Consider the following 13,700-nt stretch of genomic DNA (forward strand, 5'->3'; position numbering starts at 1 on the left):
CGCCGGGGCCGCCGCCCGCGCCGCCGCCCTGGGGGCAGTCGCCGCCGGCCTCGAAGCGGCGGCCGACGAACTGGCCGCGCTCGCCGTCCGCGAGGTCGGCAAGCCCCTCACGGAAGCCCGCGCCGAGATCGCGCGCGCTGCCGCGATCTGGCGCTACTACGCCCAAGCCCCCTACGAGGCCGTCGGCGCTGTGCACGAGCCCGCGGCCGGCAGCGGGCTCCTCCTGACGCGGCGCCGCCCGCACGGCGTGGCCGGGCTCGTCACGCCCTGGAACTTCCCCTTCGCCATCCCGAGCTGGAAGGCCGCCCCGGCCCTCGCGGCCGGTAACACGGTCGTCCTCAAGCCCGCCCCCGAGGCCACCGCCTGCGCCCAGCGCCTCGCCGGGATCGTCCACCAGGCCGTCCCCACAGGTGTGTTCACCGTCCTGCCCGGTGGCGCGACCGAGGGGAACGCGCTCGTCTCCGCCGCGGACGTGGTCTCCTTCACGGGCTCCACCCCCGTCGGGCAGGCCGTCGCGCGCACCGCGACGGCCCGCGGCGTCCCGGTCCAGGCCGAGATGGGCGGTCTGAACGCGGCGCTCGTCCTGCCGGACGCCGATATCGAGCAGGCTGCAGGCCAGATCGCCGCTGCCATCGCCGGCTACGCGGGGCAGAAATGCACCGCCACCAGCCGGGTGATCGCCGTCGGCGGCGCCCTCACGCCCCTGCGCGAGGCGCTCGCCGAGGCGCTGCGCGCGCTGCCCGTCGGCGACCCGTCCGACCCGGCGACCGTCTGCGGCCCGCTGATCGGCGAGCAGGCCCGCGACCGGGCCGCCGAGGCGTGGAAGGGGCTGTCCGTACTCGCCGGCGGCACCGTGCCGCCCGGGCCTGGCTGGTACGCGGCGCCCACCCTGGTCGAGAAAGTCTCCCCGGGGCACAGGCTGCTGCGCGAGGAGGTCTTCGGTCCCCTGGCCGCCCTGCTGCCCGCCGACGACCTCGCCCACGCGGTGCGCATCGCCAACTCCGTGCCGTACGGCCTGGTCACCTCGGTCCACACCGCCGACCTGAGCACGGCCCTGGGCGCGCTCGACGGGCTCGACACCGGGATGATCCGGATCAACGCCCCCTCCACCGGCGTCGACTTCCACCTCCCCTTCGGAGGCGCCAAGGCATCCAGCCTCGGTGCGCGCGAACAGGGCCGCGCGGCTCTGGAGTTCTACACGTCCAGCCGGACCTACACCCTGTCACCCATCTGAGCAACGTGACATTGTACGGTGGTGGTCCGGACCAGATGGAAGGATCACCACCGCCATGGGGCACCTGACCCGCCGCGACCTCAACGCCTCCCGGGAGCGGCTGCGCGATCAGGTCGCCCACGCTCTGCGCGCCGCCCTCATCTCGGGGGAGCTGCGCCCGGGAGCGGTGTACTCCGCGCCCACCCTGGCCGAGGACTTCGGCATCTCCGCCACCCCCGTCCGCGAGGCGATGCTCGACCTGGCCCGTGAGGGCCTGGTCGAGCCCGTCCGCAACAAGGGGTTCCGCGTCACCGAGGTCGACGAGCGCGACCTCGACCAGTACACCGAGATCCGCGCCCTCATCGAGATCCCGGTCATCGGCCGCGTCACGCGCACCGCCGCCCGCGACGAGCTGGAAGCGTTGCGGCCGCTCGCCGAGGAGATCGTGCGCGCCGCCCGCGCCCACGACCTCATCGGCTACCTGGAGGCGGACCGGCGGTTCCACCTCGCGCTCCTCGGCCTCGCGGGCAACGAACGGCTCGTCGAGACCGTCGGCGACCTGCGCAAGCGGACCCGCCTGTACGGCCTCACGACCCTCGACGAGCGCGGCGAGCTCATCCCCTCCGCCGAGGAGCACCTGGAACTCCTCGACGTCATGCTCGCCGGCGACGCCGAGGGCGCGGAAGCGTGTATGACCCGGCACCTGGGCCATGTCCGCTCCCTGTGGGCCAAGGACGAACGACCGGCCGAGGCATAGCACGGGGTTATGGGCGGCTGAGGGCTCCTCGTGCCAGGCGGCGTGACGTCACACTGCTATGCAATGTCACACACCACCGGCTCGGTCCTCGCCGGCCGTGAAAGGGATCCATGAACCCCGCCTACGCGACCGTCGACCACACGTTCACCGTCCCCCTGGACCACACAGACCCCGGGGGGCTCACGGTCGAGGTCTTCGCCCGTGAGGTCGTCGACCCCGCCCGCGTGAACGAGGAACTGCCCTGGCTGCTGTATCTCCAGGGCGGCCCCGGCGGCAAGTCGCCCCGCCCCTCCGCCGGTTCACCCGGCTGGCTGGACCAGGCACTGAAGACCCACCGCGTACTTCTGCTCGACCAGCGTGGCACCGGCCGCTCCACCCCTGTCACCGCCCGCTCCGCCGCCCGATTCTCCCCGGGCCGGCTCGCCGCGTACTTGTCCTGCTTCCGCGCCGACGCGATCGTCGCCGACGCGGAACTGATCCGCCGACGACTGTGCGGAGACGCCCCGTGGGAGACGCTCGGTCAGAGCTACGGCGGCTTCATCACCCTCACCTACCTCTCCCAGGCCCCCGAGGGCCTGCGGGCCTGCTACGTCACCGGCGGCCTTCCCGGCCTCACCGCCACCGCCGACGACGTCTATGCCCGCACCTACCCCCGCGTCCGCGACCGGGTCCTCGACTTCTACGCCCGCCATCCCGACGACGCCCCCCGCCTGCGGAAGATCGCCGACTCCCTCGCGACCGGCGAGGTCCGCCTGCCGAACGGGGACCGGCTCACCCCGCACCGCCTCCGTACGCTCGGCCTCATGCTCGGCATGGGCGACGGATTCGAGCGCCTGCACTGGCTGCTCGACGAAGCCCTCGACCCGGACGGCGCACCGACCGACACCTTCCTCCACCAGGTCATGACCCTGACGGGCTTCACCGACAACCCGCTCTTCGCCGTCATGCAGGAGACCCTGTACGGGCAGGGCGCGGGCCCGACCGGCTGGGCGGCCTCCCGAGCCCTCGCCGAACTCGGCGAGTTCGCCGCGGACGCCGACCCCCTGCTGCTCACCGGCGAGATGATCTACCCCTGGATGTTCCGCGAGATCAGCGGTCTTCGCCCCTTCGCCGACGCCGCCGCCCTCCTGGCCGCCCGCACCGACTGGCCGCCCCTCTACGACCCGACCCGCCTCGCCGCCAACGAGATCCCCCTCGCCGCGATCGTCTACCACGACGACATGTACGTCGATGCCGGCCTCTCGCTGCGCACGGCACGCGAGGTCGGAGCCACCCGCGTCTGGGTCACCAACGAGTGGGAGCACGACGGCGTCTCCAGCTCCGGCGGCCGCGTCCTCACTCGCCTGATGGACCTGGCCGCGGGCCGCGCGTAACCCCTCGCTCCCTCACCCTCCCGCTGCCTGCGACAGGAGAGCCATGTCCGCCCTGCCCCGCCTGCGTCCCCTCGTCACTGCTCTCGCCCTCACCTCATGCCTGGTCACCGCTCCTGCGGCGCACGCGGCCGGCCCGTCCGCACAGCCCGTCGCGTCCACTCGGGCTGCCGACTGCGCGCTGCCCGGCCGGACCGGCTGGACGGACGAAGGCCACGACACCGACCGCGTCCAGTTCCAGCCGGCCACCGGAACCCGCCGTGTCCTCACCGTGTTCGTCGACTTCCCCGACGCGCCGGCCACCGACTCCACCGAGCCGTACGCCGCCCATCTCGCCCCCGCCGCCGACTGGATGCGCACGGCCGCCTACGGCCGCCTCCGCCTCTCCCTCGACTCCCTGCACAGCTGGGTCCGCATGCCCGCGGACTCGACCTCGTACGGTTTCGCACGCGGACTCACCTTCGAGGCCCACGAGAAGTACGTGCGCGACGCGATCGTCGCCGCGGACCCGTACGCGGACTTCTCCCGCTACGACATGGTCTACATCGTTCCCACCCGGACGGCGGCCGCGATCCCGTTCTCCCCGACCTACCTCTACGACCCCGCCACGCCCGGTGTGACCGCCGACGGGGCCCGCCTCAAGTGGGCCGTGACCTTCGGTCAGGACATGTGGCGCTGGGGTCACAAGGTCGTCGCCCACGAGACCGGCCACACCTTCGGCCTGCCCGATCTCTACTCCTTCACCGGCCCCACCCACCAGTACGCAGGCGGCTGGGACGTCATGGGCGACATCGCGGGGGCCGCCCCGCAGTTCCTCGGCTGGCACTCGTGGAAACTGGGCTGGACCCGCGACCGCCAGGTCGCCTGCCTCGCGGGACCCGGACACCGCACCATGCGCCTGACTCCCGTGGAACGCCCCGGCGGCACCAAGATCGCCGTACTGCGTACCGGTGAGACCACGGCATACGTCGCCGAGTCCCGCCGCCCCGAGCGCAACGACGGCTCCGCCTGTTCGAGCGGTGTGCTCATCTACCGGATCGACTCCGCGACCCCGACCGGCGAGGGCCCGGTGCGCGTCATGAACGCCAACCCGACCACGACCCCGACCGCAGGCTGCACGCAGCTCGACCTCGCGGCGTTCCAGCCGGGCCAGACCTTTACCGACCCGGACACGGGCGCCCGGATCGCCGTCCGCGCAGGCGGTCCGGCGGGGGACGTGGTCAGGCTCAGCAATAGCTGAGGAGAGGCTGACCTGCGCCGCTCCAGGGAGCCGTGGCGGTGAGCGACGGCCGCGGGCCCGCGTGAGATGTACGCCCGTTCCAGCGGCTCCGGCCCGATCTGCGGGACGCTGGGCCGGATGATCAGCGCGCCCCCGTGTCAGCGGCGGTCCGCGATTGCGGGGGCGTGCCGGTTCCCCGCGGCCAGACAGCCGAGCCGGTCGGAGGTCACCGGGGCTCCTTCGGCCACGTTCCGGTCGTAGGCGACCTTCCTGACTCCGCCCTGTCGGGTGCCCACGACGACGTCGAGGAACGCGTCGTGGCCCGGGACGACCTGCCTCCTGGCGCCGGGCAGCGCCGCAGCCAGGGTGGCCGCGTCGGTCTCCCTCCCGGGCGCGTAGCGGACCAGGGCGGGCCCGTCGGGGCGTACCTCGGGCGCGGTGGCCGAGGTGTCGGTGACGACGAAGCCCGCAGCCTTCAGCGCCGTCGCGGTCTTGGCGTCGTCGACCCGCGCCTTGATCCCGGCGGGGTTGTTGGGCACCAGGTTGTCGGGTACGGGCTGGATGCGCCGGTCGCCGGTGACGGGGCGGTCCTCCGCGACTGCCTTCCACAGGGCCTGCGAGCGGGCCGGGTGCCACAGGAGTGTGGATCCCACACCGGGGACGCGGTGGTCGAAGTGCTGGATCGGGACGGTGGCGAACTCGGTCTGCTCGGGACGCAGCCGCGCGAGGGCCAGACCGATGCCCGCCAGGTCGGCCACGCTCGTGTGTCCGTCCGTGCGCACCGACTTCAGCAGGGTCGCCGTGGTCTGGGCCGCCGCCGCGGGGTCGGCCAGCGCGCGCTCGGCGGTGAGCCGGGTCAACAGGTCGGAGACGGTGCGCTGCTGGCGCCGTACCCGGCCGAGGTCGCCCGGACGCTCGATGTGCCGGGCACGAACGTACCGCAGGGCGCCGTTGCCGTCCGCGTGATGCATGCCCGGTGTCAGGTCCAGCCCGGCATTCTCGTCCTTCAGGTGCCTTGCGGTGCACAGCGTCGCGCCCCCCAGCCCGTTGACGGCCTGTTCGAACCCGGTGAACCCGGTCTCCAGGTAGTGGTCCACGTGCAGCCCGGTGACCTTCTCGACGGTCTTGACGGTGAGCGCCTGGCCGCCGCGGGCGTACGCGCCGTTGATCTTGCCGCGCACGCCGCTGCCGTCGGCGTACTCGACGTAGGAGTCCCGGGGCAGGGACACCACGCTCACCCGGCGACGGTCCTCCGACAGGTGCACGAGCATCATCACGTCCGTGCAGTTGCACCCCTTGCCCCCGACGTGCAGCCGGTTCTTCTCCGCCTTCGACAGCCCGGCACGGCTGTCGACGCCGGCGACGAGGATGTTCGTCCCCCTTATCGTCGGAGAACGGTCGGCCGGCAGACCGGCCCAGGCCGCGCCCGAGACAAGCGTGGCCAGCAGGGCGACGGCGGTGGCGGTACGGAGCAACGCGACCTCCCGAAAGCGGGGCGGCCGCCGGGCCGGCGCGCCGCCGTCGGCGGTCGCCGAGTCGGAGGCCGACGCTAGCGAACACAGGCCGCAGCGCTCCGCCTACACGCCGGAGACTGCTCCTGCCGGGGCGCCGTCCGCACCGTAATGGAGCGCCACGTCGTCCACCGCAGGCCGCATGCGCCCCGCCTGGGAGACGGCGAACGCCCGCAGCACGTTCCCGGTCACCGTGCGCGTGAACGCCCCGGCCCGGCCGTCCAGTCCATGGTTCGCCGTCCCGCCGCCCGTGCCGTGCGCCTCCAGGGACTCCACCCAGCGCATCGTCCCCGCGGCGAACAGGCCGGCGCCGGACGGCAGGGAGGCGTACACGGTGTCCGCGTACGACGCACGCCCCTTGCGCACCACCGGCGAGTGGGCCAGGACCTCGATCGGCCGCGGCGTCGGATACCGCAGGTCCACCCGGTCGTACTCCACCCCGACCAAGTGCGTGAAGGACTCGCCCGCCCTGGCCCCGGTGCCGTCCAGCAGCCAGTGGTCCGGCCGGGCGACCACATAGGGCGCGTCGACCGGATAACCGCCGTACATCACGCACAGCAAGCTGCTCTCGGGTTCCGGAGCGGGCCGACGGCGGAAGTCGTGGGTCGGCGGCAGCCCGCGGCGGAACCCCGGATCCTGGGCGTAGTCGTCCTTGTAGCAGACCACGGTCCGGTCAGGGCCGGCCGCGGAGGCCTCGAACCGTACACGCCGGTAGCAGCAGTTCGCCCCGAACACTGCCAGGTTCACACCGGCTCCCTGGGCCTGCGTCACGTGACGCCGCTGTTCCGGGCTCCAGTACTCGTCGTGCCCTGGCGACAGCAGTGCCGCGGCCCCGCGCAACAGGGTCTTCTCGCGCGCCACGTCGATGCCGGTGGCGTACGCGAGGGGGAGGCCCATCCGCTCCGCCAGTGCAAGCAGCGGCGCCTCGTACGTCAGGAACAGACCGGCCCCGTGCGCGTTCTGGTAAGGCCGGTCGAAGCTCACCGACAGCGACCGCGAACCCTTCTTCCCCGTCGTCCCCTTGTACAGGTCCGCGCCGCCCCAGCGGTTGTACGCCTGCCAGGTGGCGACCGCGTTGACGAAGACCATCCGCCCGGCCGCGGACGCGGACCGCACGGTCACCGGGACGTACCGCTGCGCCGGCTCGCCGCCCACCGTGTCGAGTCGCAGCAGGTAGCAGCCCTCCGGCCAGCCGACGGTGCCGATCTCGGCGGTCCTCTTCCAGTCGGCCCACGCCATCCGGGTGGCGGCCTCGACCCGCGCCGCCGGCTGGAGCAGTCCGGGCAGCGCAGCGGAACGCCACACCAGCCGGGCCCGGGCGCCGCCGTACCAGCCCATGCGATAGGCGGAGACGGTGTAGGAGGGTGCGGTCGTCGACACCCGCAGCGCCAGCGTCTCGCCGGGCAGGACCGAACTGCGGTCGGCGAAGCCCTGGATGGCGCGGGAAGGCCCGGCGCGGGTGATCCGCCAGTCCGCCGCCCCGGGACGCAGGTTCTCGGCTCGCACATCGAACGCGCCGGCCGCGGTCCCCGCCGCGGAGGCGACACCTGGCAGCACGGACGGGACGGCGACAGCCGCCGCGAATCCGAGCACCTGTCGGCGTGCGGGCCCGGCGCCACGCCCGCGATCAGCCCGTCCGCCGTCCCCGTTCCGTCCCACTTCGACTCCTCACCCGGCCACGACCGTGCGGCGACCCGACTTGGCCCGCCCACCGTACGCCCGCCGACCAGCCCGGAGCGCCCGACAGGCCGCAGCGGCCTTCCGGCCCTCGACGAGCCAGATCACTCCGCCCGTCGCCGCCGCCGTGGCGGTTCGGCTGGGCGGTGCCGGTCTTCGTCGTCGGCACGTCGGTCAGACGGTCGTCGCGGCCTCGCCCGCCCTGGCGATCAGCATGTCGAGGAGCGAGAGCAGGGCCCCCCGCGCGTCGTCGCGGGAGCGGGCGTCGAGCATGAGGACGGGAGTCCGAGGGTTGCGCAGGTGCAGCGCGGCCCTGATCTCCTCCGCGGTGTAGGGCTGTTCGCCGTGGAAGCAGTTCGCGCCGACCACGAACGGCAACCCGCGGTTCTCGAAGAAGTCGACGGCCGGGAAGCTGCGGTCCAGGCGGCGTGTGTCGACCAGCACGATCGCCCCGATCGCCCCGTTCAGCAGGTCGTCCCACATGAACCAGAAACGCTCCTGGCCCGGTGTTCCGAACAGGTAGAGAACGACTCCCGCGTCGGTGAGCGTGATCCGGCCGAAGTCCATCGCCACGGTGGTGACCGTCTTGGACTCGATGCCGTCGAGGTCGTCGACGCCGACACCCGCGGCCGTCAGCCGTTCCTCCGTCCGGAGCGGCTCGATCTCCGAGACCGTCTCGACCAGGGTCGTCTTGCCGACGCCGAACCCCCCGGCGATGAGGATCTTGACGGGCGCCGCTTCATCGGCAGGGGTGTCATATCCGGGCAAGGTTGTCCCTGATTCTCATGAGCAGGTGGACATTGGTGGTCGCGGCCGCCTCAAGGGGCGGCCGGTGGTGGATCAGCCCACGGTCGGCGAGTTCGCCGAGCAGAAGCGTCATCGGGCTGAGGCGGATCCGCATCCGCGCGGCGATCTCGGCGACCGCCGTTCCGCCCGGCGGCGCGCAGAGGGCGAGGACGGCCTGCCACTCGGTGGGCAGGCCGCCGTGGGCCTCCGGGGGCGTCGCCGCCGTGATGGTGGTGTCCATGGTGAGGACGGTGCGGGGCGCGGCTGTACGGCCGTCGGTCAAGGCGTACAGCCTCGTACGGCGTCGACTTCCGCGCTGCGGCTCGTCCGGCATTACGCGCTCGGCGCCTGGGTGCGCTCGGGGGTGCCCAGCCACTCGCCGAGGGCCTGCGCGGTCCGTACGGCCTCGCCCCCGAGCTCACCGAGGCGCGCCTTGCGGGAGGTCACCACGATGAGCGTGCTGCCTTCGCCGCAGCCGACGATGCACAGGTAGCTCTCGTCCATCTCGACCAGTTGGCGGATGACCCGGCCGCCGCCGACCTCCCGGGAGATCGCCTTCATGGTGGCGGCGACTCCGGAGGAGGCGGCGGCGATGCGCTCGGCGCGGTCCCGCTCGAGGAGATAGGCGCTGAGCATGATGCCGTCGTTGGACAGGAGCACGGCGCCCTGGATGCCGGCGATCCTGCTGAGGTTGTTGTCCAGGACGCTGTAGATCATTTCGCTGGGTGTCGTCGTCATGGCTGATCCCGTCGGAGCTCTTCTTCGACTGTCTGGGTCCCGTGTTCGTAGTCCGCCCAGGCGTCAGCGACCTCTTCGGGGGTCGCCTCGTCCGGTACGGCGGTCTCTTCGGGTGCGCGGGGTGCGCGGAGTTGCTCGGCGATGTGGGTCTGCGGGACGCGCTCGGGGAGCGCCGGGCGCGCGGTGCCGTCCGGAGCAGCGGCCGCTGTCACCGGCCGCTCGGGCGCCCGGCGGGTCGGCAGTCCGGAGCCCGTGTGCAGGACCGGCTCCGGCTTGCGCTCCACCGGCGGACGGGGGGCGGGGACGGCCCGCGGGGCGGGGACGGCCTGCGGAGTCGGCGCGGGCTCGCGCGACGGCTCGCGTCCGGGCTCCTGTCCGCCCTCCGTCCGTACCAGCAGGTCCCCGGGCAGGATCACCACCGCCGACGTGCCTCCGAAGACCGAGCGGCGCAGCGTGACCGTGGCCCCCAGCTGGTCGGCGAGGTGGCCGACCACGAAGAGTCCCAGCCGGTGGGCGTTGTCCGCCAGGACGGAGTACGGCGGGGCCGAGTGCAGGCGGGCGTTCATCTCCTCGTAGCGCTCGGCCGACACCCGCGGCCCGCGGTCCTCGATCTCGACGGACAGCCCGTCGGCCACGGTTTCGGCGCGGATGACGACCTTCGACGTCGGCGGGGAGAAGCGGGTGGCGTTGTCGAGCAGCTCCGCCAGGAGATGGCTGATCTGGCTGATCACGCGCGGCTCCACGCTGATCTCGTCCAGCGCCTGGCGCTCGATCCGCCGGAACTCCTCGACCTCCGCAGCCGCCTCGCGCAGCAGGTCGGCGACGCGCATGGGCTCGGTGTGCGGGTCGGGGATTTCGCCGTCCGCCAGGATGAGCAGGTTCTCGATCTGTCTCCGCATGCCCACCGTCAACTGGTCGGATCTCATCAGCTGGGCGAGGAGCGCCTCGTTGTGGCCGAAGGCGTCCTGGATGTCCTCGGTGAGGCTCAGCTGGCGGCTGACGAGGTTTCCGGTACGCGAGGCGATGCCGGCCGCGAACATGCCGAAGCCCTGGCGCTCGGCCGCGAGCTGCCGGTGTCCGTCGACGGATACGGCGACGACCCGGGCGAAGGCGTCACTGATACGCCCCACTTCGTCCTGCTGTCCGCCGGCCGTCGGCAGCGCGTCGGCGGCCACGGTCTGCCCGCGCTGCAGTCGGTCGACGACATCGGGCAGCGTCTCGTCGGCGACGGTCACCGTGCGCTCGTGCAGGCCGCTCAGGCGGCGCAGTGCTGAGCGGGTGGTGAGAACGACGACCAGCACGACGAGCAGCAACGCTCCGCCGCTTCCCGTGACCAGCCAGGTGACCTCGGCCTCGAGTTCGCCGGCCTTGGCCTCGGCGCGGGCGACCACGGCCCGCGACCGCTCGGCGTTGAGCGCGGTGAGGCTCGCGGAGAACTCCTTGTGCGCGGCCGGCCAGGCGCGGATCTCGCGGGGCAGTCTCACGCCGACTCCGGAGTCGAGGTCCTGGTGCTCGGAGACGACGGCGTCCTCGATCGCGGTCTTGGTGTGCCAGGCGTCCGAGCTCGTCAACTGCGCGTAGGAGGCCTGCTCCTCGGCCGGCAGATACGGTACGACCCACGTTTCGTACAGGTACCGCTGCGCTCCGACGGCGTTGGCGAACTCCGCGAACGTGGTGGGGCTGAGCTCCCTGGAAGGCTCGGCGAGGGCGAGGATCGTGTCCTCGCGAGCCACCATCTCGAAGGCGGAGAACATGGCGATCATCGGCCGGCTCTCCTCGGCCAGCTCACCGTCCTCGCCGTGGCTGAAGGCCTCCTGGTAGACGCGGACGATCTGGCCGATCAGACGGGTGTAATAGGCGATTGCGCCGTGGGCGCTGCTGCTGCGGGCGTCGGCGCGCTCGCGGTACGCGGCCAGGTCGCCGAGGCCGCTCCCCACCTCCTGGAGGTGACTGTCCCCGGACTCGGCCGCCTCGGGGCCGGCGGGCACGAGCGCGCGGAACTCGGCCGCCGAACGGTCCGTGGCCGCGCGCAGGTCCCGCAGCTTGTTCTCGGACCCGGGCGCGCCGGCCCATCCGGCGGCGGTCATCCTCCGCTCGGCCTGCAGATCGGTCATGAGCGCGTACAGGGGTGCGCCATACCGCTCACCGGCCGCCACATCGGCGCGCAGGTGCTGGGACCGCTCGAGCAGTTGACTTACGGTCACGGCGACTTGGGCGCTCATGGCCAGGGTGGGGACGATTGCCAGCCAGATGAGCAGCGTACGTAGATGCACGGTACGCCGTCTACGAGTCGTCGACGGCGCGCCTGGGCCTTCGGGTTCTATGGGAGACATCAGTCCTCGGGAGCGGGGATGCACGGGGATGCATGGGGACGGGCCGACTGCCGTGTCGGGCGCGCGGTCCAGGGGTGGGGACGGCGGGGGGTTCACTCGATCCGGCGTGACTGGGGATGCGGAGCGATCATATCCAGACACACCGAGTAAGCGGAGGGATTGATTCCATGGCGTTGGCGTGGTAGGGGGCTGCGGGTGTACGGATGACGGCACGTCAGGCCTGTCAGTGCGCGTGCCCTGCTGCGTTCCTGGCGCGACCGGCGCTCGGAATGACCGACCCCGCCGGCGGCCTCAGGCCGGCCGGGCCCGGCGAGTTGACCAAGGACTCGGCGGGAGAGGCCGGCCAGTCCGTTGCTCTCCCGCGCCCCGGCCAGCCGTTCGAGCCGGCCGGCGCGGTCCCGGTCGTCCCCTGATGGCAGCCCGTCTGCGACCCGATCGCCCGCCCCTGGCGCCGACCCAAGCCGGCGCAGACCCCTGTCGGGACCCGAGGCGGTGATCTCGACGTCGTGGGCGACCGGTGAGGTCGATCGAGCCCCCGTTGACTGATGTGACGCCCGCTGGCCGGATCTTGCACCCTCCGGGTGCTTCCGGAAGTCCGTCGATGCCCTCCTCAGGCCTTGCGCGAGTCGGGCAACAGCCCCTATAAGGTTCCTGCAGGCATCGGTTGGGATGGCCGGAATGGTATCCATGCCGCCGACCAGGGGGCCCCTCCACTTCCCGCCGGATTCATCAGAGCGCACGCTGACCGACGGAGAACGTGAGGCCATGACGAACGACGACGCCTTTCGCGATGCCATGACCCGGCTGGCGGTCGACCCCGCCTTCGCCGCCCAACTCGACGGCGACACCGACGAGGTGTCACGAAGACTCGGCCTGACGCCCGAGCAGGTCACCGAGCTGCGCCGGCTCCGCGTGGAATCCGGTACGGCCGACGGGCCGGCCACACTCGACGCGCGGCTGTCCAAGTCGTCCCTCTTCTTCGGCAACGCGGCACACGCGCTGGCGCACCACGACATGTCGATCGACCCCGTCGCGCAGGATGCGGGGTCACAGGTGGACGCGGCCGATGCCGGCGATGTTCGTGAGTCGGCCCCTGAGATCGACGCGGCAGCGGGCGAGATGACCGGCCTGCTCGGTGACTCGCTGGGCAACTCGTCCCTCGGCGACGGAGGTTCCCTGCTGGGCGACCTCGGCAACGCGGGCGAGCTCGGCGGTCCGGGGGGCTTCGACAACTCCGGCGGCTTTGGCGACTTCGGTGACTTCGGTGACTTCGGTGAGGGCGGTACGGGGCTCGGCGGCCACGGTCCCGGCGGCCTCGGACTCGATGGGCCCGGCGGTCTGGGGGGCGACGGAGCGGGCGGGCTCGGTGGGTTCGGAGGACCTGGCGGGTTCGGCGACGGTGGCGACGGCTCGGGTCTCGGCGGCGACTTCGGCGGGGGATTCGGCGAGGGCAACGGCGACGGCCTCGGTGGCCTTGGCGGTGGGCTCGGCGGCCATGGCGGTGGCATCGACGGGGGTCCCGGCGGCGGCTTCGGCGGCAGCGGCGAAGGCGGATTCGGCGATGGCCTCGGGGGCGGTTTCGGGGGCCACGGGGGCGGCCCGGACGGCTCCGGCGGCTTCGGCGGAATCGGTGGCCACGGTGGCGGAATCGGCGGTCACGGCGGTGGCTTCGACGGCGGTCCCGGCGACGGCTTCGGCAGTGCCGGCGGCGGAGAAGGCGGCGGTGCCGGTGGCTTCGGGCCCGGCGGCGTCTACGAGCGCGGCGAGGGCGAAGGCGGTGGCGGCTCCGGCTCGGGCGGCAGCGGAGGCGGCGACTCCGGCTCCGGCGGCTCGGGCGGTTCCGGTGGCTCTGGCGGGAGCGGAGGCGGCGACTCCGGCGGCGGCAACAGCGGCGGGAGCCAGGAGAACGAGCGCCGACCCGGCCACGGCGGCGGGAGTAGCGGCGGTGGCCAGGGCGGCGACGGCCAGGGCGGCCAAGGCGGCGGCCAGAGCGGTGGTAACAGCGGGGGCGGTTCCGGCGGTTCAGGCGGTGGCGACACCGGCGGCAGCGGTGGCGGCCAAGGCGGTGGCAACAGCGGTGGCGACGGCGGCGGCAG

11 protein-coding genes and 1 pseudogene are annotated in these 13,700 nt (G+C 72.9%); 6 read left to right on the forward strand and 6 right to left on the reverse strand.

The window, feature by feature from the left end; genetic code table 11:
- From VIU94_RS03105 to VIU94_RS03120, 4 genes are all read left to right on the forward strand, one after another.
- A partial coding sequence (locus VIU94_RS03105; RefSeq protein WP_331907243.1) for an aldehyde dehydrogenase family protein occupies positions 1 to 1,234 on the forward strand: 1,234 nt, incomplete at its 5' end.
- A gap of 55 nt (positions 1,235 to 1,289) precedes the next feature.
- Entirely contained in the window at positions 1,290 to 1,970 is a 681-nt protein-coding gene (locus VIU94_RS03110; protein ID WP_331907245.1) for a GntR family transcriptional regulator, read from the forward strand.
- Between the two features lie 110 nt (positions 1,971 to 2,080).
- Positions 2,081 to 3,343, forward strand: a complete 1,263-nt coding sequence (locus tag VIU94_RS03115) for an alpha/beta fold hydrolase (RefSeq protein WP_331907247.1) — start codon at positions 2,081 to 2,083, stop codon at positions 3,341 to 3,343.
- Positions 3,344 to 3,386: 43 nt separating this feature from the next.
- Entirely contained in the window at positions 3,387 to 4,580 is a 1,194-nt protein-coding gene (locus VIU94_RS03120) for a M6 family metalloprotease domain-containing protein (protein WP_331907249.1), read from the forward strand.
- Positions 4,581 to 4,717: 137 nt separating this feature from the next.
- On the opposite strand, the gene VIU94_RS03125 is transcribed toward VIU94_RS03120, so the two are convergent.
- From VIU94_RS03125 to VIU94_RS03150, 6 genes are all read right to left on the reverse strand, one after another.
- Entirely contained in the window at positions 4,718 to 6,034 is a 1,317-nt protein-coding gene (locus VIU94_RS03125; RefSeq protein ID WP_331907251.1) for an LCP family protein, read from the reverse strand.
- Positions 6,035 to 6,136: 102 nt separating this feature from the next.
- Positions 6,137 to 7,729, reverse strand: a complete 1,593-nt coding sequence (locus VIU94_RS03130) for a N,N-dimethylformamidase beta subunit family domain-containing protein (RefSeq protein ID WP_331907253.1) — start codon at positions 7,727 to 7,729, stop codon at positions 6,137 to 6,139.
- Between the two features lie 192 nt (positions 7,730 to 7,921).
- Positions 7,922 to 8,515, reverse strand: coding sequence for a GTP-binding protein (locus VIU94_RS03135; RefSeq protein WP_331907255.1), 594 nt, complete (start codon positions 8,513 to 8,515; stop codon positions 7,922 to 7,924).
- Positions 8,502 to 8,816: a DUF742 domain-containing protein gene (locus tag VIU94_RS03140; protein ID WP_331907257.1), complete on the reverse strand. Its 315-nt coding sequence runs from the start codon at positions 8,814 to 8,816 to the stop codon at positions 8,502 to 8,504. Before VIU94_RS03140 ends, VIU94_RS03135 begins: the two co-directional genes overlap by 14 nt.
- Positions 8,817 to 8,866: 50 nt before the next feature.
- Positions 8,867 to 9,271, reverse strand: a complete 405-nt coding sequence (locus VIU94_RS03145; RefSeq protein WP_331907259.1) for a roadblock/LC7 domain-containing protein — start codon at positions 9,269 to 9,271, stop codon at positions 8,867 to 8,869.
- The gene (locus VIU94_RS03150; protein WP_331907261.1) at positions 9,268 to 11,544 is read right to left on the reverse strand and encodes a sensor histidine kinase; all 2,277 of its coding nucleotides are present in this window, start codon (positions 11,542 to 11,544) and stop codon (positions 9,268 to 9,270) included. Before VIU94_RS03150 ends, VIU94_RS03145 begins: the two co-directional genes overlap by 4 nt.
- 329 nt (positions 11,545 to 11,873) lie before the next feature.
- Between VIU94_RS03150 and VIU94_RS03155 the strand changes: the two genes are divergently transcribed.
- Positions 11,874 to 12,017 (forward strand): hypothetical protein, encoded by a 144-nt coding sequence (locus VIU94_RS03155; protein WP_331907263.1) that lies wholly within the window; start codon positions 11,874 to 11,876, stop codon positions 12,015 to 12,017.
- A gap of 352 nt (positions 12,018 to 12,369) precedes the next feature.
- Positions 12,370 to 13,700 (forward strand): annotated as a pseudogene (locus tag VIU94_RS03160) (hypothetical protein); the annotation flags it as partial.

Source organism: Streptomyces sp., from assembly GCF_036566765.1.
Classification (GTDB): Bacteria; Actinomycetota; Actinomycetes; order Streptomycetales; family Streptomycetaceae; genus Streptomyces.